The organism is Halorubrum sp. CGM4_25_10-8A, assembly GCF_005435025.1.
Lineage (GTDB): Archaea > Halobacteriota > Halobacteria > Halobacteriales > Haloferacaceae > Halorubrum > Halorubrum ezzemoulense.
This window is the reverse complement of record NZ_SGTX01000024.1, coordinates 1-12,977: the sequence shown is the minus strand read 5'-3', so window position 1 is coordinate 12,977 and position 12,977 is coordinate 1. Positions and strand designations below refer to the sequence as shown.

Genomic DNA, 12,977 nt, shown 5'->3' with positions numbered 1-12,977 from the left:
CTCGGTGAACTTGTGGGTAAGAGACAGACCTCAAGAGTCAGGGCATCCGCCTTGCCGATCTGTGAACTGATCCGCCCGGGATCATCGCGCGCTCGCCGCGACACGGTGGCTTTTCGTCTCCGCGCCCGAACCGTCGAGCATGAGCGAGTTCGACATCGTCGACGCGGCCGCGATCCGGGAGGGCCGCGCGACCGACGCGTACTTCGAGCGGACCGAGGCGGCGCTGGAGGCGGCGGGGCGGAACCCGCGCGTCGTCGCCGAGGTGACCGCGGACCAGTTCCCGGACGGGGAGTTCGAGCTGTTCGCCGGCCTCGGCGACGCCGTCGAGCTGCTGGCCGGCCGCGGCGTCGACGTCGACGCGATCCCGGAGGGGCGGCTGTTCGACGGCGGGCCGGTGATGCGGATCGAGGGGCCGTACGCGGCGTTCGCGCGGCTGGAGACGTCGCTGCTCGGCTTCCTCTCGCACGCGTCCGGGATGGCGACGGCGGCGCTCGACTGTCGGCTCGCCGCGCCGGACTCCTCGGTGCTCTCGTTCGGCGCGCGCCACGTCCACCCAGCGATGGCCGCGGTGGTCGAGCGGTCCGCGCTCGTCGGCGGCTTCGACGGGTTCTCGCACGTCGCGGCCGGCGAGCTGCTCGGCCGCGAGGCGTCCGGGACGATGCCCCACGCGCTCGCCATCTGCTTCGGCCGCGGCGAGCAGGAGGCCGCGTGGCGCGCCTACGACGATGGCGTGCCGGGGGACGCGCCCCGGATCGCGCTGTGTGACACCTACTCCGACGAGGTCGACGAGGTCCTCCGCGCGGTCGAGACGCTCGGCGACGACCTCGACGGCGTCCGGCTCGACACGACCGGGTCCCGGCGCGGCGACTTCCGACACATCGTCCGCGAGGTCCAGTGGGAACTCGAGGCCCGGGGCCACGGGGACGTGGACGTGTACGTCTCCGGCGGGCTCGGCCCCGCGGACCTCCGAGACCTGCGCGACCTCGCCGACGGGTTCGGCGTCGGCGGGTACGTCTCCAACGCGGACCCGGTCGACTTCGCGCTCGACCTCGTCGCCGTCGACGGCGAGCCGGCGGCCAAGCGCGGGAAACTCTCGGGCGCGAAGTCCGTCTACCGCACCGAAGACGGCGCCCACGCGGTCGGGCTCGCGGGGCGCTCTGGCCCGGACGGCGCCGACTCGCTCATGGAGCCCGTGATCCGCGACGGCGAGGTCGTCGCCGACGAGGCCCTCGACCTGTCGGCGTCGACGGAGCGGGCGCTCGCGGACGCGGAGGCGGTGGGGTACGGGGACAACGAGTAGTTTGTCGCACGGCGGGGCGCGGTCGGAGAGACCGGCTCGGGCCGCGCGTCACCCGGAGTCGTCCGGCGCGTCGTCGTCCGGTCCGGTGGCGCCCGAGTCGGCGCCGTCCGGGTCGCCGAACAGGCCGAGACAGGCCCACGCCCAGCCGCGGGCTCGGACGCGGCGCGGTGAGTCGGACACGGTTACGCCCTCCGGACGAGGTGGTCGCGGACCGCCCGCCGGCACTCGCGGAGCGTCTCGACGAGGCGCGCGACGGTCGAGAGGACGGGGTACGACACCGTGAAGTCGTCGTACAGGTACGCGACGGTCGATCGCTGTCGGACGCCGACCGCGGCGCCGCGGCTGGCGGTCCGATCGAGGTCGGCCTGCCGCTCCGCCAGTAGCGCCTCGCAGGCCTCGATCCGCTCGCCGAGCGCCTCGTGGCGGCGACGCAGGGCGTCGAACCCGAGCGCGGAGAGGGGCGTCTCGTCCGCGGTCGACAGCCAGTCGGTGGTCTCACGGACCGTCTCGCCGGCGGACCGGAGCGACGCCGCCTCGCGTTCGAGGGTCCGGTCGAACACGGCGAGCTCCGCGAGCCGGTCGTCGACGGCGGACGCTATCGCCGACGCGACCGGGCGGGTGAAATCGTGGTCCGTCTTCGGCGAGAGCGCGACCGCGACGGCGTCGCCCAGTTCCTCGCGGACGGTCGCGAGCAGCGGTTCGCCGTCGGAACCGTCGGGCACGCTGTGGGGCCGCATCGTCTCGGCGAACGCCTCGCGGACCCGGCGACAGCCGTCGGTCGACGCCGCGTTCGTCGCGCCGGCGATGGCGCGGACGCCGCCGGCGCTCGGTCCCGACCCGCCGCCGGTGCCGTTCCCGAAACCGGCGCCCCCGCCGCCGGCGCCGGTCGGCGCCGAGGCGGTCGGGATCGAGGCGAGAGCCGATCGGAACCGCTCGTACGCTCGTCGCTCGTCCGCCGTGGCGTCGCGTTCGGCCGCCACCCGGTCCCGGGCGCGGTCGACGTGCGTCTCGACGGTCACCGCGGATCACCGCCCTCGGGCGGTCGACCGTCTGCGTTGACCGTGTGAGTCATAGAGATTAGGCTAGCCTAAAACATCAAAAAGCCACCGGTTCGCGGGACCGTCGGAGCGCGGGCGCCGATCTGCGCTCGGCGGTCGAGACGCGAGGGAGCGACAGACCACGAGTGAGAGGGCGCCGCGGCTCAGCGGGATGCGTCGAGCGGGAAAGAATGGTTTGCGAGACGACGGGGACGGGGACGAGCGATGTCCCGGCGCGAGCGGGTCGGCCTACAGCTCCTCGACCGCGCCGCCGTCGGCGCGCTCTCGGAACACCTGGCCCTCGATGAGCGTCACCATCGTGTCTTCCTCCTGCCAGGCGGTAGGCGAGAGCTTCGCCTTCCGGCAGGTTCGCGAGAGGAACTCCGCGGCCGACCAGCCGTTCTCGACGGGGACCGTCGGATAGAGCCAGCCGTGGGCGTTACCGCTGTCGACGGAGACGCCGTGGGTGCCGATCTCGAGGTCCTCAGCGGGATCGTTGGTGAGGACGGTGTTCGAGACGACGAACACCGAGACGGTGATGTTGTCGAGTTCCTTCGGCTCCACCTCGGAGCCGCAGGAGTCGCCCGAGGCGGCCTTGATGGCGGCCTCGACGATGGCGTGCCCGAGCTGGTCGGAAGTGTCCCGCGCGCCGGCGCAACCGCGGAGACGGCCCCGCCCCCGAGTCGACTGGAGCCGAACGAAAGCGCCGGTGCGGGCGTAGAACGCCTCGCGCATGCTTCCGGGCTGTTCGCGTTGCCCGTGTCGAACGAACGACTCCACCGCCTCCCGCGCGAGTTCGACCGCTCGTGCACCGTCGTCGTACGACAGCTGAACGGTCTGAGCCTCAGACATGAGAGTCCATTACGTTGCTGGCGACTTGAACGCTTCCCTTGTGGCACCGCGCTCGCGGCGTTCGCGGCGTCTCCACCGGACCCCGCAGATTCCGCCCGGCGGACGCGCCCGACCGATCCGCTTATTCGCCGGCGGGCGAAACGGGAGAATGGACAGAGGGAGCCCGACTCCCGTGCCTCCGGCATGAGGAAAGTCCCCCCACCGGCCGGACAGGCGACCGGGCACACGCCCGGAGTCGGAGACGGCTGGCTCTGGAACAGCAACGACACCCCCCGCCCCGACCGATGATCCGCGCGAACCGACCCGAAAGGGAAGGGAGTTAACCCGGAGAGGGTAAGTGGGTTTCCCACGTCGTACGTGGCTCCGCCGCGTCCGAGACGGGCGGGAACGGATGGAACGGCGAATCCTCGCCGGTGCAAGTCCGCGCCACAAGGTAGTCCGGCCGCGGCGCGGACGCTCAGCCGAATGTCGGGACGAACCGAAGGGGGCTTACTCCCCTCAGTCCGCTCACACCGACCAGCGGTGCGATCCTTCCGCGATCATCGAGAAGTGAACGAGTCGGTGGCGCGTGCCTGCGAGCGGCCGGAGCGAAGCGGCGGCCGTGAGGAGCACGCGCGAGGGAGTCGCTGGGCCCGGAGCGAAGCGGAGGGCGCTAGCGACGAGGCTGGGGAGGCGTGAGGATGTGGTCACGGTCGGGCGGGGCTTCGGGGGTGTTCGTCGTCGACCCACTCTCAGCGGTTTCTAAGTGAGCTGCCGGGACTTCGAGAGCGTTCGCCGTTGATCCGCTCTCAACGACGTATACACGACCGAGCAAAAATCGCGATCCGAACCCGTCTCAGGCCGTTTCCATTTCCTTTTCGAGCTCGCGGAGCTTCTCGATTCGGTTCTCCGTTGAGGGGTGCGTGGAGGCGATCTTGCCGACGAAACCGGCCTTGATCGGGATGATGAAGAACGCGTTCATCTCCGCCTCCTCGCGGAGGTCCTCCTCGGGCACCCGGTCCATCCGCCCGTCGATCGTCATCAGCGCCGAGGCGAGCGCTCCGGGCTTCCCGGTGATGAGCGCCGCACCGCGGTCGGCGGAGTACTCGCGGTACCGCGAGAGCGCGCGGATGAGCAGGAACGAGATCACCCACACCAGAAGCGACGCGACGATGGCCACGATGACGGGCGCTCCCTGCCGGTTGTCGCCGCCGAGCAGCCACCCCCACCGCACGATGAAGAAGGCGATAGTGGAGAGGAACGACGCGATGGTCATCACCATCACGTCGCGGTTCTTGACGTGGGCGAGCTCGTGGGCGAGCACGCCGTCGAGCTCGTCCTCGTCGAGGCTCTCCAACAGTCCGGTCGTCACCGCGACGGTGGCGTTCTTCTTGTTCCGGCCGGTCGCGAACGCGTTCGGGACGCGGGTGTTCGCGACCGCGACGGTTGGCTTCGGCAGGTCGGCCTGCTGGCTCAGGCGCTCGATCCGGCGGTGGAGGTCCGGGTACTCGTCCGGGTCGACCTCGCGGGCGCCCATGCTCCGGAGCGCGAGCTTGTCACTGAAGAAGTACTGCGCGAGCGAGAACGCGCCGAACATCGCGAGCGTGAAGATGATCCCGACGTTGAACACCTCAATCAGGACGCCGATGAACACGACGTAGAGGGCGAAGAGGAGGAACATCGTGAACCCCATTCGTCCACGGAGCCCCCAGTCTGTCTTCCAGTCCATACCCCAAGATTACCGCTCGGCGCGTTAAAGCCTGCCGGAGCCGGGGACGATGCGACCCTGAGGCGCCCGCCCGCGGCGGTGCGGTTTTCGGCGCAACGCTGCGTTTTTGCCCCGCGACCGCGACGGCGAGGCATGGACACCGTTCTCGTCACCGGCGGCCGCGGCGCCTCCGGGCGCTGGGTCGTCGACCGGCTCGCGGGCGATTACGAGGTCGTCGTCGTCGACTACGACCACCCGGGCCTCGGCGTCAACCTCGCCTCGAACGTCTCGTTCCGCGCGGCCGACCTCGCCGAGCGCGAGCAGGCGCTCGACGTCGTCGCTGCCGTCGACCCGGACGCCGTCGTCCACTGGGCGGCGATCCCCGTGGCCGGAACCCACCCCGAGGGGCGGGTGTTCGAGACGAACGCGCTCGCCGCGAAGCACGTCCTCGACGCCGCCGGGCGAGCGGGCGCGCCGGTCGTTCAGGCCTCCAGCGACGGCGCGTACGGCTTCTTCTTCGCCGAGCCGACGCCGTTCCCGGATGAGTTGCCGGTCACCGAGGGGCACCCGCTCCGCCCGGAGGACCCGTACGGGCTCTCGAAGGTGACCGCGGAGGCCGCGGCGGGCGCGGTCGCGCGCCGCCACGGCGTGTCGGCGGTCTCCGTCCGCCCCTCGTGGATCCAGTACCCCGGCGACTACGCCTGCCGCGCGGACGAGTACGTGGCCGACCTCGAGGCGGGCGCGGGCAACTTCTGGTCGTACGTCGACGTCCGCGACGTCGCCGACCTCGTCGCGGCCGCGCTCGCGGACCTCCTCGGCGACGACTCGGCCGTCGCGCTCGGCACCCACGAGGCGATCAACTGCGTCGCGGCCGACAACGCGCTCGGTCGCCCCCTGCTCGAACTCCTGCGCGAGTCGTACGGCGAGGTTTCCGACGACTGCGCGGTCGACGGGAGCGCGCTCGCGGAGGACGACGACCGCGGCGCGTACGCGGTCGCGAAGGCGGAGCAGCTGTTCGGGTGGACGCCGTCGCGGTCGTGGCGCGACGCGGCCGACGAGGCGGTCACCGAGCCGGCACTGTTCGAGGGGTGACTCGGCCGGGCGACAGCGACCGATTTCCGGTCAGATCGACAGGATCGCGTTGACGAGGGTCCGCGTCGCGATGGCGGTCACGGAGCCGAGCCACGTCAGGAGCACGAAGTGGATGTAGCCGTTCGCGGGGTTCCCGCCGTCGATCCGGCGGATCATCTGCGAGGAGAGCGCCGCGTTGAACAGCACGACGGTGAGGAGGAGGTACTCGATGAGCGGGATGTCGTAGGCGCCGGGGTAGACGATCTGCCCGATGTCCATCTGGTCGAGCCCGAAGTCGGCGGTCAAGTCCGCGAGAATCGCAACGATCTCCAGCCCGATGAAGAAGGCGAACGTCGCGGCCGCGGTGATCCCGTACAGCAGTCCGATGAACGTCATCGCCGCCTGCCGGCGCTGCTCGCGCAGCTGGTTGACGGCGTTCATGTTCTTCGAAATCAGCTCGCCGAGCATCTTCGGGTCCCCGCCCATCCGCCGGCCCACGAGGTACATCTCGGAGAACTTCTGGATGAGGTACGAGCGCGTGTCTCGCGTGAACGCCCGCCACGCGCCCTCGGTGCTGATTCGCATGTTGAGCCGGCGGTAGAGCCGCTCGATCGACTCCGAGAGCTCCCCGAAGTTCTTGTCGCGCAGCGTCGTCAGCACGTCGGTGGTCGTCGACTGCTTCGCGCTCTCGGTCGCGCCCAGCGCGCGCACGAACGACGGGAACTCGCCGTCGCGGGCGGTGATCGCCTGCTCCTCGCTCCGAAGGACGACCCCGGTGATGATCAGCGGCGAGATGGGGACCGCGAGGTACAGCGGCAGCCGCACGTCGTCGAGGAAGAAGAGGAGACCGGGAAGCCCGGGCCCGTACCCGAACATCCCGGCGGCCGTGATCCCGATGAGGAGGAACGAGAGCGCGCCGCCGCCGATCAGCGACCCCCACAGCTTCAGGTCGCCCGGGGAGCGCTCGTCGGGGTGGTACCAGATCGGGTCGTACGGCGACGTGGCGCGAATCATCGCGTAGAAGCCGAGCTGGACGAAGACGAACAGCACGATGACGGCCGCGACAGTCGCGGTCGGGTCGTTACCGGTGAGGATCGGGAGGACGACCGCGAACACGAGGGCGAACGTCATCGAGAGGATCATCGACATGTACAGGTCCTTCATCACCTCCAAGTTCGAGAGCGCAGACTCGTAGCGGGTCTCGTACTGTGCCAGCATGACGTCCTGCTCAGAGACGAGGAACTCCTCCAGCGACTGCCCCGCGCCCATGGTGTAGCCGAGGCGGTCGAAGAAGTCGGCCATCGCGTCGGAGGGGACCTCCTGAGCCCGACGCCGACACGCGTCGTCGAGGCTCTGGTTCCACGTGTCGACGAGGTGGACGACGCGGCCGATCTCCTCGGCGGCGACGCCGTACTCCTCCTCTTTCGCCAGCGTCCGGAACACCTCCATCCGGTCGATGTTCGTCGTCGACAGCACCGTCATGTGCGTCATCACGAGATGTAGTTGGTTGTCGATCTTCGTCTCCAGACTGGAGAGGTAGATCTTCGGGTAGATCACCGCCGCGAACAGGATGAGCCCGCCGAACATCGGGATCGGGACCCGGGCGGCGAAGGGGAGCGGCAGCGCGACCAAGCCGACGACGCTCGCGAGGAAGACGAGCACGGCCGGGAACAGCACGAGCCCGACGTACTTCCCCTTGGAGATGTCGAGCTGCTCGTACGACTCCATGACCTCGGAGGTCAGTTGGGCGGCCGTCGCGAGCCCGTCGCCCACCTGTTTCACCGCCATCGTCAGCGTCCCTCCGGCGCCCTCGCGGGCGGTTCGTCACCGAGCATCGTCACGTGTCCCCGGGCATCGTCACATCGTGTTCCGGTGCATCTCGAAGGGGAGCCCCTCGACGCCGTCGCGCTGGAAGGAGTTGATCGCGTCGTTCACCTCGTGGTAGCCCAGAATGCCCTCCTGAATCATCCGCTCGATGAGCTCCGCGCGGAACTCCAGGTCGTCGTAGATGTCGCGGGTGTCGGCGTAGCCGAGCAGCGTCGCGATCTGGTCTTCTAACACGTAGGAGTTGTTCATCCCCTGGAAGACGATCTCGTCTTCGACGGGGTCCCAGCTGAACACCTCGCGGGTGACGACCCCCTCCATCTCCTTGGAGTACCCCTCGATCTCCTGGACGCTCGTCACGCGGCGCAGGACTTGGTCGCCCTGCTTCACGCGGTTCTGGAACAGCGCCACGTCGGCGTTGTCCATGAACGTCTCCGGGACGTTGATCGGCTCAGAGGTGAACCGCTGGATCATCGAGACGATGTCGGACGCGTGGAACGTCAGCATCACGGGGTGGCCGGTCTGGGCCGCCTGGAACGCCATGCGCCCCTCGGCGCCCCGGACCTCGCCCACGATGATGTAGTCGGGGCGCGACCGCAACGCCGCGGCGACCAGATCGAACATATCCACGTCGGTGGATCCCTCGGCGCCGCCCTCACGGGTCAACAGCTGCTGCCACGTGCTGTGCGGCGGGATGACCTCCGCGGTGTCCTCCGCGGTGTATATCTTCGAGTCGTCCGGGATGTACGAGAGGATGGCGTTCAGCGTCGTCGTCTTCCCGGACGCCGTCTCCCCGACCACGAATACCGTCTGCTCGTTCTCTAGGCAGAGCCAGAGGTACGCCGCCAACTGCGGCGAGAGCGTTCCCCAGTTCGTGATCTGATTGATCGACAGGGGCACCTCGTCGCCCTGCCGGATCGTGAGCGAGGACCCCTTCAGCGAGACGTCGTCGGAGTAGATGATGTTGATACGCGAGCCGTCGGGCAGCGTGGAGTCGACGATCGGATCGGAGTCGGAGAGGGGGTCGCCCATCCGCTCGCCCATGTTCCGCAGCCAGTTGTCGAACTCCTCGGGGGTACCGAAGTCGACGGTCGTCTCCAGCATCCCGAAGGTTCCGTGGTCGACGTGACACTCCTTGGGGCCGATGACGTGAATGTCCTCGTTGGCCGGGTCGCGCATGATCGGTTCGAGGGGGCCGAGCCCGACGATGTCGCGGTTAAGCCGGTATCGGATGTTCTCGTAGGTCTCCTCCGTGACCGAGAGTTTCCCCATGTTGAGGACCTTCGAGAGGTTCCCGCGGAGTCCGCCGTTCTGCTCGTCGATGTGCGTGACCTCCTCTAACAGCTCCTCGATGAGGTCGTCGTACTCGGCCTCGTTGTCCGGAGCGGTGTGTTGACCGCTCACGGTGAGGAGCCGGTTTTTCACCTCGTTGAGGATCTCGGCCTGCGAGCCGGAGAGCTCCGGCTCGATGGCGTAGTACTTCGTGTCCTGCCCAAGGTCGCCGTAGATGTGGCTGTAGATGGGGCCGCCGACCGGATAGATGACGTTCGGCCGGTTGGACTCGTACTCGTCTTTCGGCTCCTCGATGAACTGCGGGAACTCCCCGGTGATCTGTTTGAACTCCCGGAGGTGCTCCCGGAGGTGCGGCCGCCGCATCGCGGCCTTCCGGAGCTCGTCGGACGGTTTGGCGGTGCCGTGTTCGGTCATGTCCCACGCTCGGTCGTCGCGGTGGTCGCAGTCCGCGCGCGCGGACCGGCTGTGCGTCTGCGGGCCATGTGTTAGGCGACGCTGCGGCTCTCAATGACGATTCCGGTTCCGGAACGCACCGAGAACCCGATCGTGTCGCCGACCTGTTCGCCCATGCCCGCGAACCGCTTCACGTTGATCTGCCGGCGGATGTCGTTGCCGACCTCGATCATCTCCAGTTCGAGGAACACGTCGGCGATGGAGCGGAACGGGCCGATCGCCTCGTCGTCGACCGCTGAAGGGTCGACAGTGAGCACCACCACCTTTCCCTGCGAGATGATCTCACGGAAGAAGGAGATGATCTCGAGGGCGGCCTGCCGCTCCTCGTTCTTCCGAACGAGCGCCTCGAACGTTGGGTCGTTGCGGAAGATGGCGTCGAACGTGTCGAGGAAGACGACGTCGGAGTTCCACATCGCCTCCGCTTCCATCAGCCGCTTGAGCAGCTCCTTGCGCTCGCCGTCGCCGTCGGAGAACGCGCCGCCGGAGTCGAAGTCGGCGTGGAGGAAGAGCAGCTCCTCTTGGAGGAGCGGCTTCACCATGTCGTACTCCAGCGAGTGCATCTGGTCGATGAACCCGCGGACGGTGAGCTCCGTCGACATCATCGTCACCGAAGCGCCCTCCTCGACGAGCCCGTAGGCGAACCGCTGAGAGATGGCGCTTTTCCCGGCCCCGTAGTCGCCCTCCATGAGGACGATGCTCCCGCGGGGGATGCCACCGCCGAGCTCCTTGTTGAGTCGGTCGCGCTCGCCGAGGCCGAGCGAGAGAAGGTTGTCGTGGGGCATCTCAGTTACCCCCCACGCGGAACTGGAATAGCTCCTCGTCCCCATTGACGGTGATGAACACCCGGTGGTCGCCGTCGACGAGCCCGCCGTTCACGCCATCGATGTCGTTTACGCTGATCGTGAGCCGGAGCACGTCGCCGCGGCTCCACGCGTTCGCGCCGTCGGCGGAGACCAGCGTGCCGGAGAGCTCGCTTGGCCGCACGTACCCGCCGTCAAAGACGACGTCGAGGTCCGACCCGTCGGGCGCGAGCCGATAGGTGCCGGTGTTCTTTATCAGCAGCGTCACGTTGCCCTCGGCCGCGTTGTACACCCCCGCGCTCGGGTCGGAGATGATCGTCACGTCGGTCCGGAGCTGCTCGGTCGCGTCGAGCCCCGCGTCGTCGACGGCGGCGCTCACGCGGTCGACGCCCGTCGTGATCGTGCCGACGACGCCAGCGGCGATCACCAAGCTGGCGATGAACAGGATGAGGTGCGAGACGGGGACGCTGGCCATCTACGCACTCACCTCCGTCACGGTCGCGGCGTCGCGGACACCGGACTCGACGACGAGGACCACGCGGGTCTCGCCGCCGACGATGTCGGTCTCCACGGTGCCGCCGACCGTCACCGACAGCGTCTCGTCGCCCAGCCAGAGCGCGGTGTCGGCGTCGCCGTCGACGGTCGTGGCAGCGTTCGAACCCCCGACGTCGACGTACTCGTTGCCGACTAGGAGCGTCGCGTCGTCGGCGACGAGTCCGATCGAGCCCTCGTTGGTGGCGTTGACAGTGAGCTCGCCGGTCGTCGCGTTGAACGTCGCGCTCGTCACGGAGAAGTCGGTGTTCTGCCGTTCGAGCGCGCGCTCGTTGACGCCGTGTTGCGCGTCGGAGACTCGCTCGATCCCGTTGGACGCCACAGGGTAGAACGTCGTGAACGCGAAGAACAGCCCCGCGACGATGATGGCCGTAGACGCGGAGACGCTAACGCCCATCTCCCCACCCTCCGTCGGCCGGATCGGCGCGGTCAGAACGGGGATTCGGGTCGTTCATCGGTCGCGTGGAACCGTTCCGCTCGCGCCGGTCGTCGCGGGGAGCGTCGCCGCTGTTCGCCCCGCCGTCGCGGTCCGCGCCGTTCGTACCGTGATCCGCGCCGTTCGTGCGTCGCTCGCGCTCATCCGGGGCCTCTCGGCGACCGGACGGCTCGTGCCCGTTCCGCTTCGGGGCCGAGCGGTCGCGGCGGTCGCCGCGGGCCGGGTCGGCGCGACCGCCGCGGCGGCCTCGGACCGGCCCGCCGCCAACGATCGAGCCGCCGGCGAGGTCGTCCCAGCGGTCGAGGAGGACCGTGTGGCTGCTGGTGCCGTTGAGCTGGGTCACGTACCGGAGGCTGCGGGTGTGGTGTTCTCGGACGAGCCGGTCGGTGCCCGGACGGTCGACGAGGTTGCGGTCGATCGTGCCGAACCCGGAGAGGAAGTCCCGGAGCCGCGCCGCGGCGTCGGGGCCGATCCACTCGATCCGCTCGTAGTAGTTGATGGCGCGCACCGCGTCGGTGACATCGCTCTCGGAGACGAGGAACTCCAGCCACTCCATCACGAGGAGGTCCCCGACGTAGTCGCCCGGGAGTTCGGTGAGGTATGGCTTGCCGCGGTTGCCGCTCCCCGAGAGGTCGTCCTCACCGACGTACTCGAAGCCGCCGGACGCCTCAGCGGGGTCGCCGCCGGGTCGACGGCCGGGGGCGGGATCCGGTTCGGCGCCTCGCGCCGGTTCGGGGTCCGCCGGTTCGCCGAAGTCGTCGCCGCCGGTCTCGGCCCCGAGGTCGTCTCCGCCGAGGTCGTCACCGAACCCGTCGTCCGCGGCCCCGTCGTCGAACGAGTCCGTTTCGTCGCCGGGGTTGTCGAACGAGTCGTCCCCGTCGTCGAACGGGTCCTCGTCCGCGGCGTCGTCGCCCTCTTCGGCCCAGTCGGCCTCCCCGGAGTCGTACTCCTCTTTCAGTTCGCTGAAGCTCTTTCCGTCGTCATTCATATCGTCTTCCTCGTCCGCCGTTTCGGTCTCGGACGCGGCGTCGTCCGTGCTGTCGTCATCCAGTTCCTCGAAGTCATCGTCGAGGTCATCGAACCCGCCGTCGTCGACGTCATCGTCGAGGTCGTCGAACCCGCCGTCGTCAACGTTATCGTCGAGGTCATCGAACCCGCCGTCGTCGACGTCATCGTCGAGGTCATCGAACTCGTCCGCCTCCGCGCCCGCTTCCTCGTCGAGGAGGTCGTCGTCGAAGAACCCGTCCGCGTCGGCGTTCGCGACGTCCTCGTCAAGATCCTCCTCCTCGCCGCCGTCTTCATCGTCGAAGATGCCGAACGAGCCCTCGCCGCCGCCGGCGACGCTGTCGAAGCCGCCGGAGTCGTCGACGAAGGGGTTGATGCCGCGGGTGACCATCTCGTAGATGTCGAGGAGGTTGCGGACATCCTCCTGAATGTCGTCGACAGCGTTCGAGATCTCCTCGTTCTCCGAGCGAACCGTTGAGACGGTCGAGGAGAGCGACGCGACCTCGTTTTCGAGCTCGTCGAGCCGGTTTTCGAGCTCGTCGGTGGCCGCGCCACCGCCGCCTCCGCCGCCGCCGCTGTCGTCGAACTCGTCGTCCCACTCGTCCATGCCGTCAAAGTCGTCGAAGCCGTCGCCATCACCGCCCATGCCGCCGCCACCGCCGCCACC

General features: G+C 68.9%; 12 protein-coding genes and 1 other RNA gene. 3 read left to right on the top strand and 10 right to left on the bottom strand.

Annotation, left to right across the window (positions count from 1 at the left end):
* Nucleotides 1-139: 139 nt before the first annotated feature.
* Nucleotides 140-1,300, top strand: a complete 1,161-nt coding sequence (locus EXE52_RS16495) for a nicotinate phosphoribosyltransferase (RefSeq protein WP_089308382.1) — start codon at nucleotides 140-142, stop codon at nucleotides 1,298-1,300.
* A 48-nt stretch (nucleotides 1,301-1,348) separates the two neighbouring features.
* On the opposite strand, the gene EXE52_RS19060 is transcribed toward EXE52_RS16495, so the two are convergent.
* The 3 genes from EXE52_RS19060 to EXE52_RS16485 all read right to left on the bottom strand — a co-directional run bounded on the left by EXE52_RS19060 (nucleotide 1,349) and on the right by EXE52_RS16485 (nucleotide 3,189).
* The gene (locus EXE52_RS19060; protein ID WP_255375963.1) at nucleotides 1,349-1,480 is read right to left on the bottom strand and encodes a hypothetical protein; all 132 of its coding nucleotides are present in this window, start codon (nucleotides 1,478-1,480) and stop codon (nucleotides 1,349-1,351) included.
* Nucleotides 1,481-1,482: 2 nt separating this feature from the next.
* Entirely contained in the window at nucleotides 1,483-2,319 is an 837-nt protein-coding gene (locus EXE52_RS16490; protein WP_089308383.1) for a hypothetical protein, read from the bottom strand.
* A 267-nt stretch (nucleotides 2,320-2,586) separates the two neighbouring features.
* A complete protein-coding gene (locus EXE52_RS16485; RefSeq protein WP_049930123.1) occupies nucleotides 2,587-3,189 on the bottom strand; it encodes a TIGR00296 family protein in 603 nt (200 codons plus the stop codon).
* Nucleotides 3,190-3,340: 151 nt separating this feature from the next.
* Between EXE52_RS16485 and rnpB the strand changes: the two genes are divergently transcribed.
* Nucleotides 3,341-3,693, top strand: an RNA gene (gene rnpB, locus EXE52_RS16480) — RNase P RNA component.
* 331 nt (nucleotides 3,694-4,024) lie between these two features.
* Here the strand turns inward: rnpB and htpX are convergent.
* Nucleotides 4,025-4,897 (bottom strand): zinc metalloprotease HtpX, encoded by an 873-nt coding sequence (gene htpX, locus EXE52_RS16475; protein WP_049930122.1) that lies wholly within the window; start codon nucleotides 4,895-4,897, stop codon nucleotides 4,025-4,027.
* Between the two features lie 132 nt (nucleotides 4,898-5,029).
* On the opposite strand from htpX, the gene EXE52_RS16470 reads away from it, so the two are divergent.
* Nucleotides 5,030-5,968 (top strand): NAD(P)-dependent oxidoreductase, encoded by a 939-nt coding sequence (locus EXE52_RS16470; protein WP_137703904.1) that lies wholly within the window; start codon nucleotides 5,030-5,032, stop codon nucleotides 5,966-5,968.
* A gap of 30 nt (nucleotides 5,969-5,998) precedes the next feature.
* Here the strand turns inward: EXE52_RS16470 and flaJ are convergent, their stop codons facing one another.
* The 6 genes from flaJ to EXE52_RS16440 form a co-directional block, all read right to left on the bottom strand.
* Entirely contained in the window at nucleotides 5,999-7,735 is a 1,737-nt protein-coding gene (flaJ, locus tag EXE52_RS16465; protein WP_049930120.1) for an archaellar assembly protein FlaJ, read from the bottom strand.
* 69 nt (nucleotides 7,736-7,804) lie between these two features.
* The gene (locus EXE52_RS16460) at nucleotides 7,805-9,478 is read right to left on the bottom strand and encodes a type II/IV secretion system ATPase subunit (RefSeq protein ID WP_049930119.1); all 1,674 of its coding nucleotides are present in this window, start codon (nucleotides 9,476-9,478) and stop codon (nucleotides 7,805-7,807) included.
* A 71-nt stretch (nucleotides 9,479-9,549) separates the two neighbouring features.
* Nucleotides 9,550-10,299 carry an ATPase domain-containing protein gene (locus tag EXE52_RS16455; protein WP_049930118.1) on the bottom strand — a complete coding sequence of 250 codons (750 nt, stop codon included), beginning with the start codon at nucleotides 10,297-10,299 and terminating at the stop codon, nucleotides 9,550-9,552.
* A 1-nt stretch (nucleotide 10,300) separates the two neighbouring features.
* The gene (locus EXE52_RS16450) at nucleotides 10,301-10,792 is read right to left on the bottom strand and encodes a flagellar protein G (RefSeq protein WP_049930117.1); all 492 of its coding nucleotides are present in this window, start codon (nucleotides 10,790-10,792) and stop codon (nucleotides 10,301-10,303) included.
* The gene (locus EXE52_RS16445) at nucleotides 10,793-11,266 is read right to left on the bottom strand and encodes a flagellin (RefSeq protein ID WP_049930115.1); all 474 of its coding nucleotides are present in this window, start codon (nucleotides 11,264-11,266) and stop codon (nucleotides 10,793-10,795) included. It lies immediately after the preceding gene.
* The coding region (locus tag EXE52_RS16440) for a FlaD/FlaE family flagellar protein (RefSeq protein ID WP_137703903.1) at nucleotides 11,256-12,977 on the bottom strand (1,722 nt) is incomplete at its 5' end. The genes EXE52_RS16440 and EXE52_RS16445, both read right to left, overlap by 11 nt.

Excerpts from the sequence above, each read along its gene's own strand:
- EXE52_RS16495 (WP_089308382.1), top strand. The coding sequence starts at position 140 with ATGAGCGAGTTCGACATCGTCGACGCGGCCGCGATCCGGGAGGGCCGC.
- EXE52_RS16485 (WP_049930123.1), bottom strand. The coding sequence starts at position 3,189 with ATGTCTGAGGCTCAGACCGTTCAGCTGTCGTACGACGACGGTGCACGA.
- htpX (WP_049930122.1), bottom strand. The coding sequence starts at position 4,897 with ATGGACTGGAAGACAGACTGGGGGCTCCGTGGACGAATGGGGTTCACG.
- EXE52_RS16470 (WP_137703904.1), top strand. The coding sequence starts at position 5,030 with ATGGACACCGTTCTCGTCACCGGCGGCCGCGGCGCCTCCGGGCGCTGG.
- flaJ (WP_049930120.1), bottom strand. The coding sequence starts at position 7,735 with ATGGCGGTGAAACAGGTGGGCGACGGGCTCGCGACGGCCGCCCAACTG.
- EXE52_RS16460 (WP_049930119.1), bottom strand. The coding sequence starts at position 9,478 with ATGACCGAACACGGCACCGCCAAACCGTCCGACGAGCTCCGGAAGGCC.
- EXE52_RS16455 (WP_049930118.1), bottom strand. The coding sequence starts at position 10,299 with ATGCCCCACGACAACCTTCTCTCGCTCGGCCTCGGCGAGCGCGACCGA.
- EXE52_RS16450 (WP_049930117.1), bottom strand. The coding sequence starts at position 10,792 with ATGGCCAGCGTCCCCGTCTCGCACCTCATCCTGTTCATCGCCAGCTTG.
- EXE52_RS16445 (WP_049930115.1), bottom strand. The coding sequence starts at position 11,266 with ATGGGCGTTAGCGTCTCCGCGTCTACGGCCATCATCGTCGCGGGGCTG.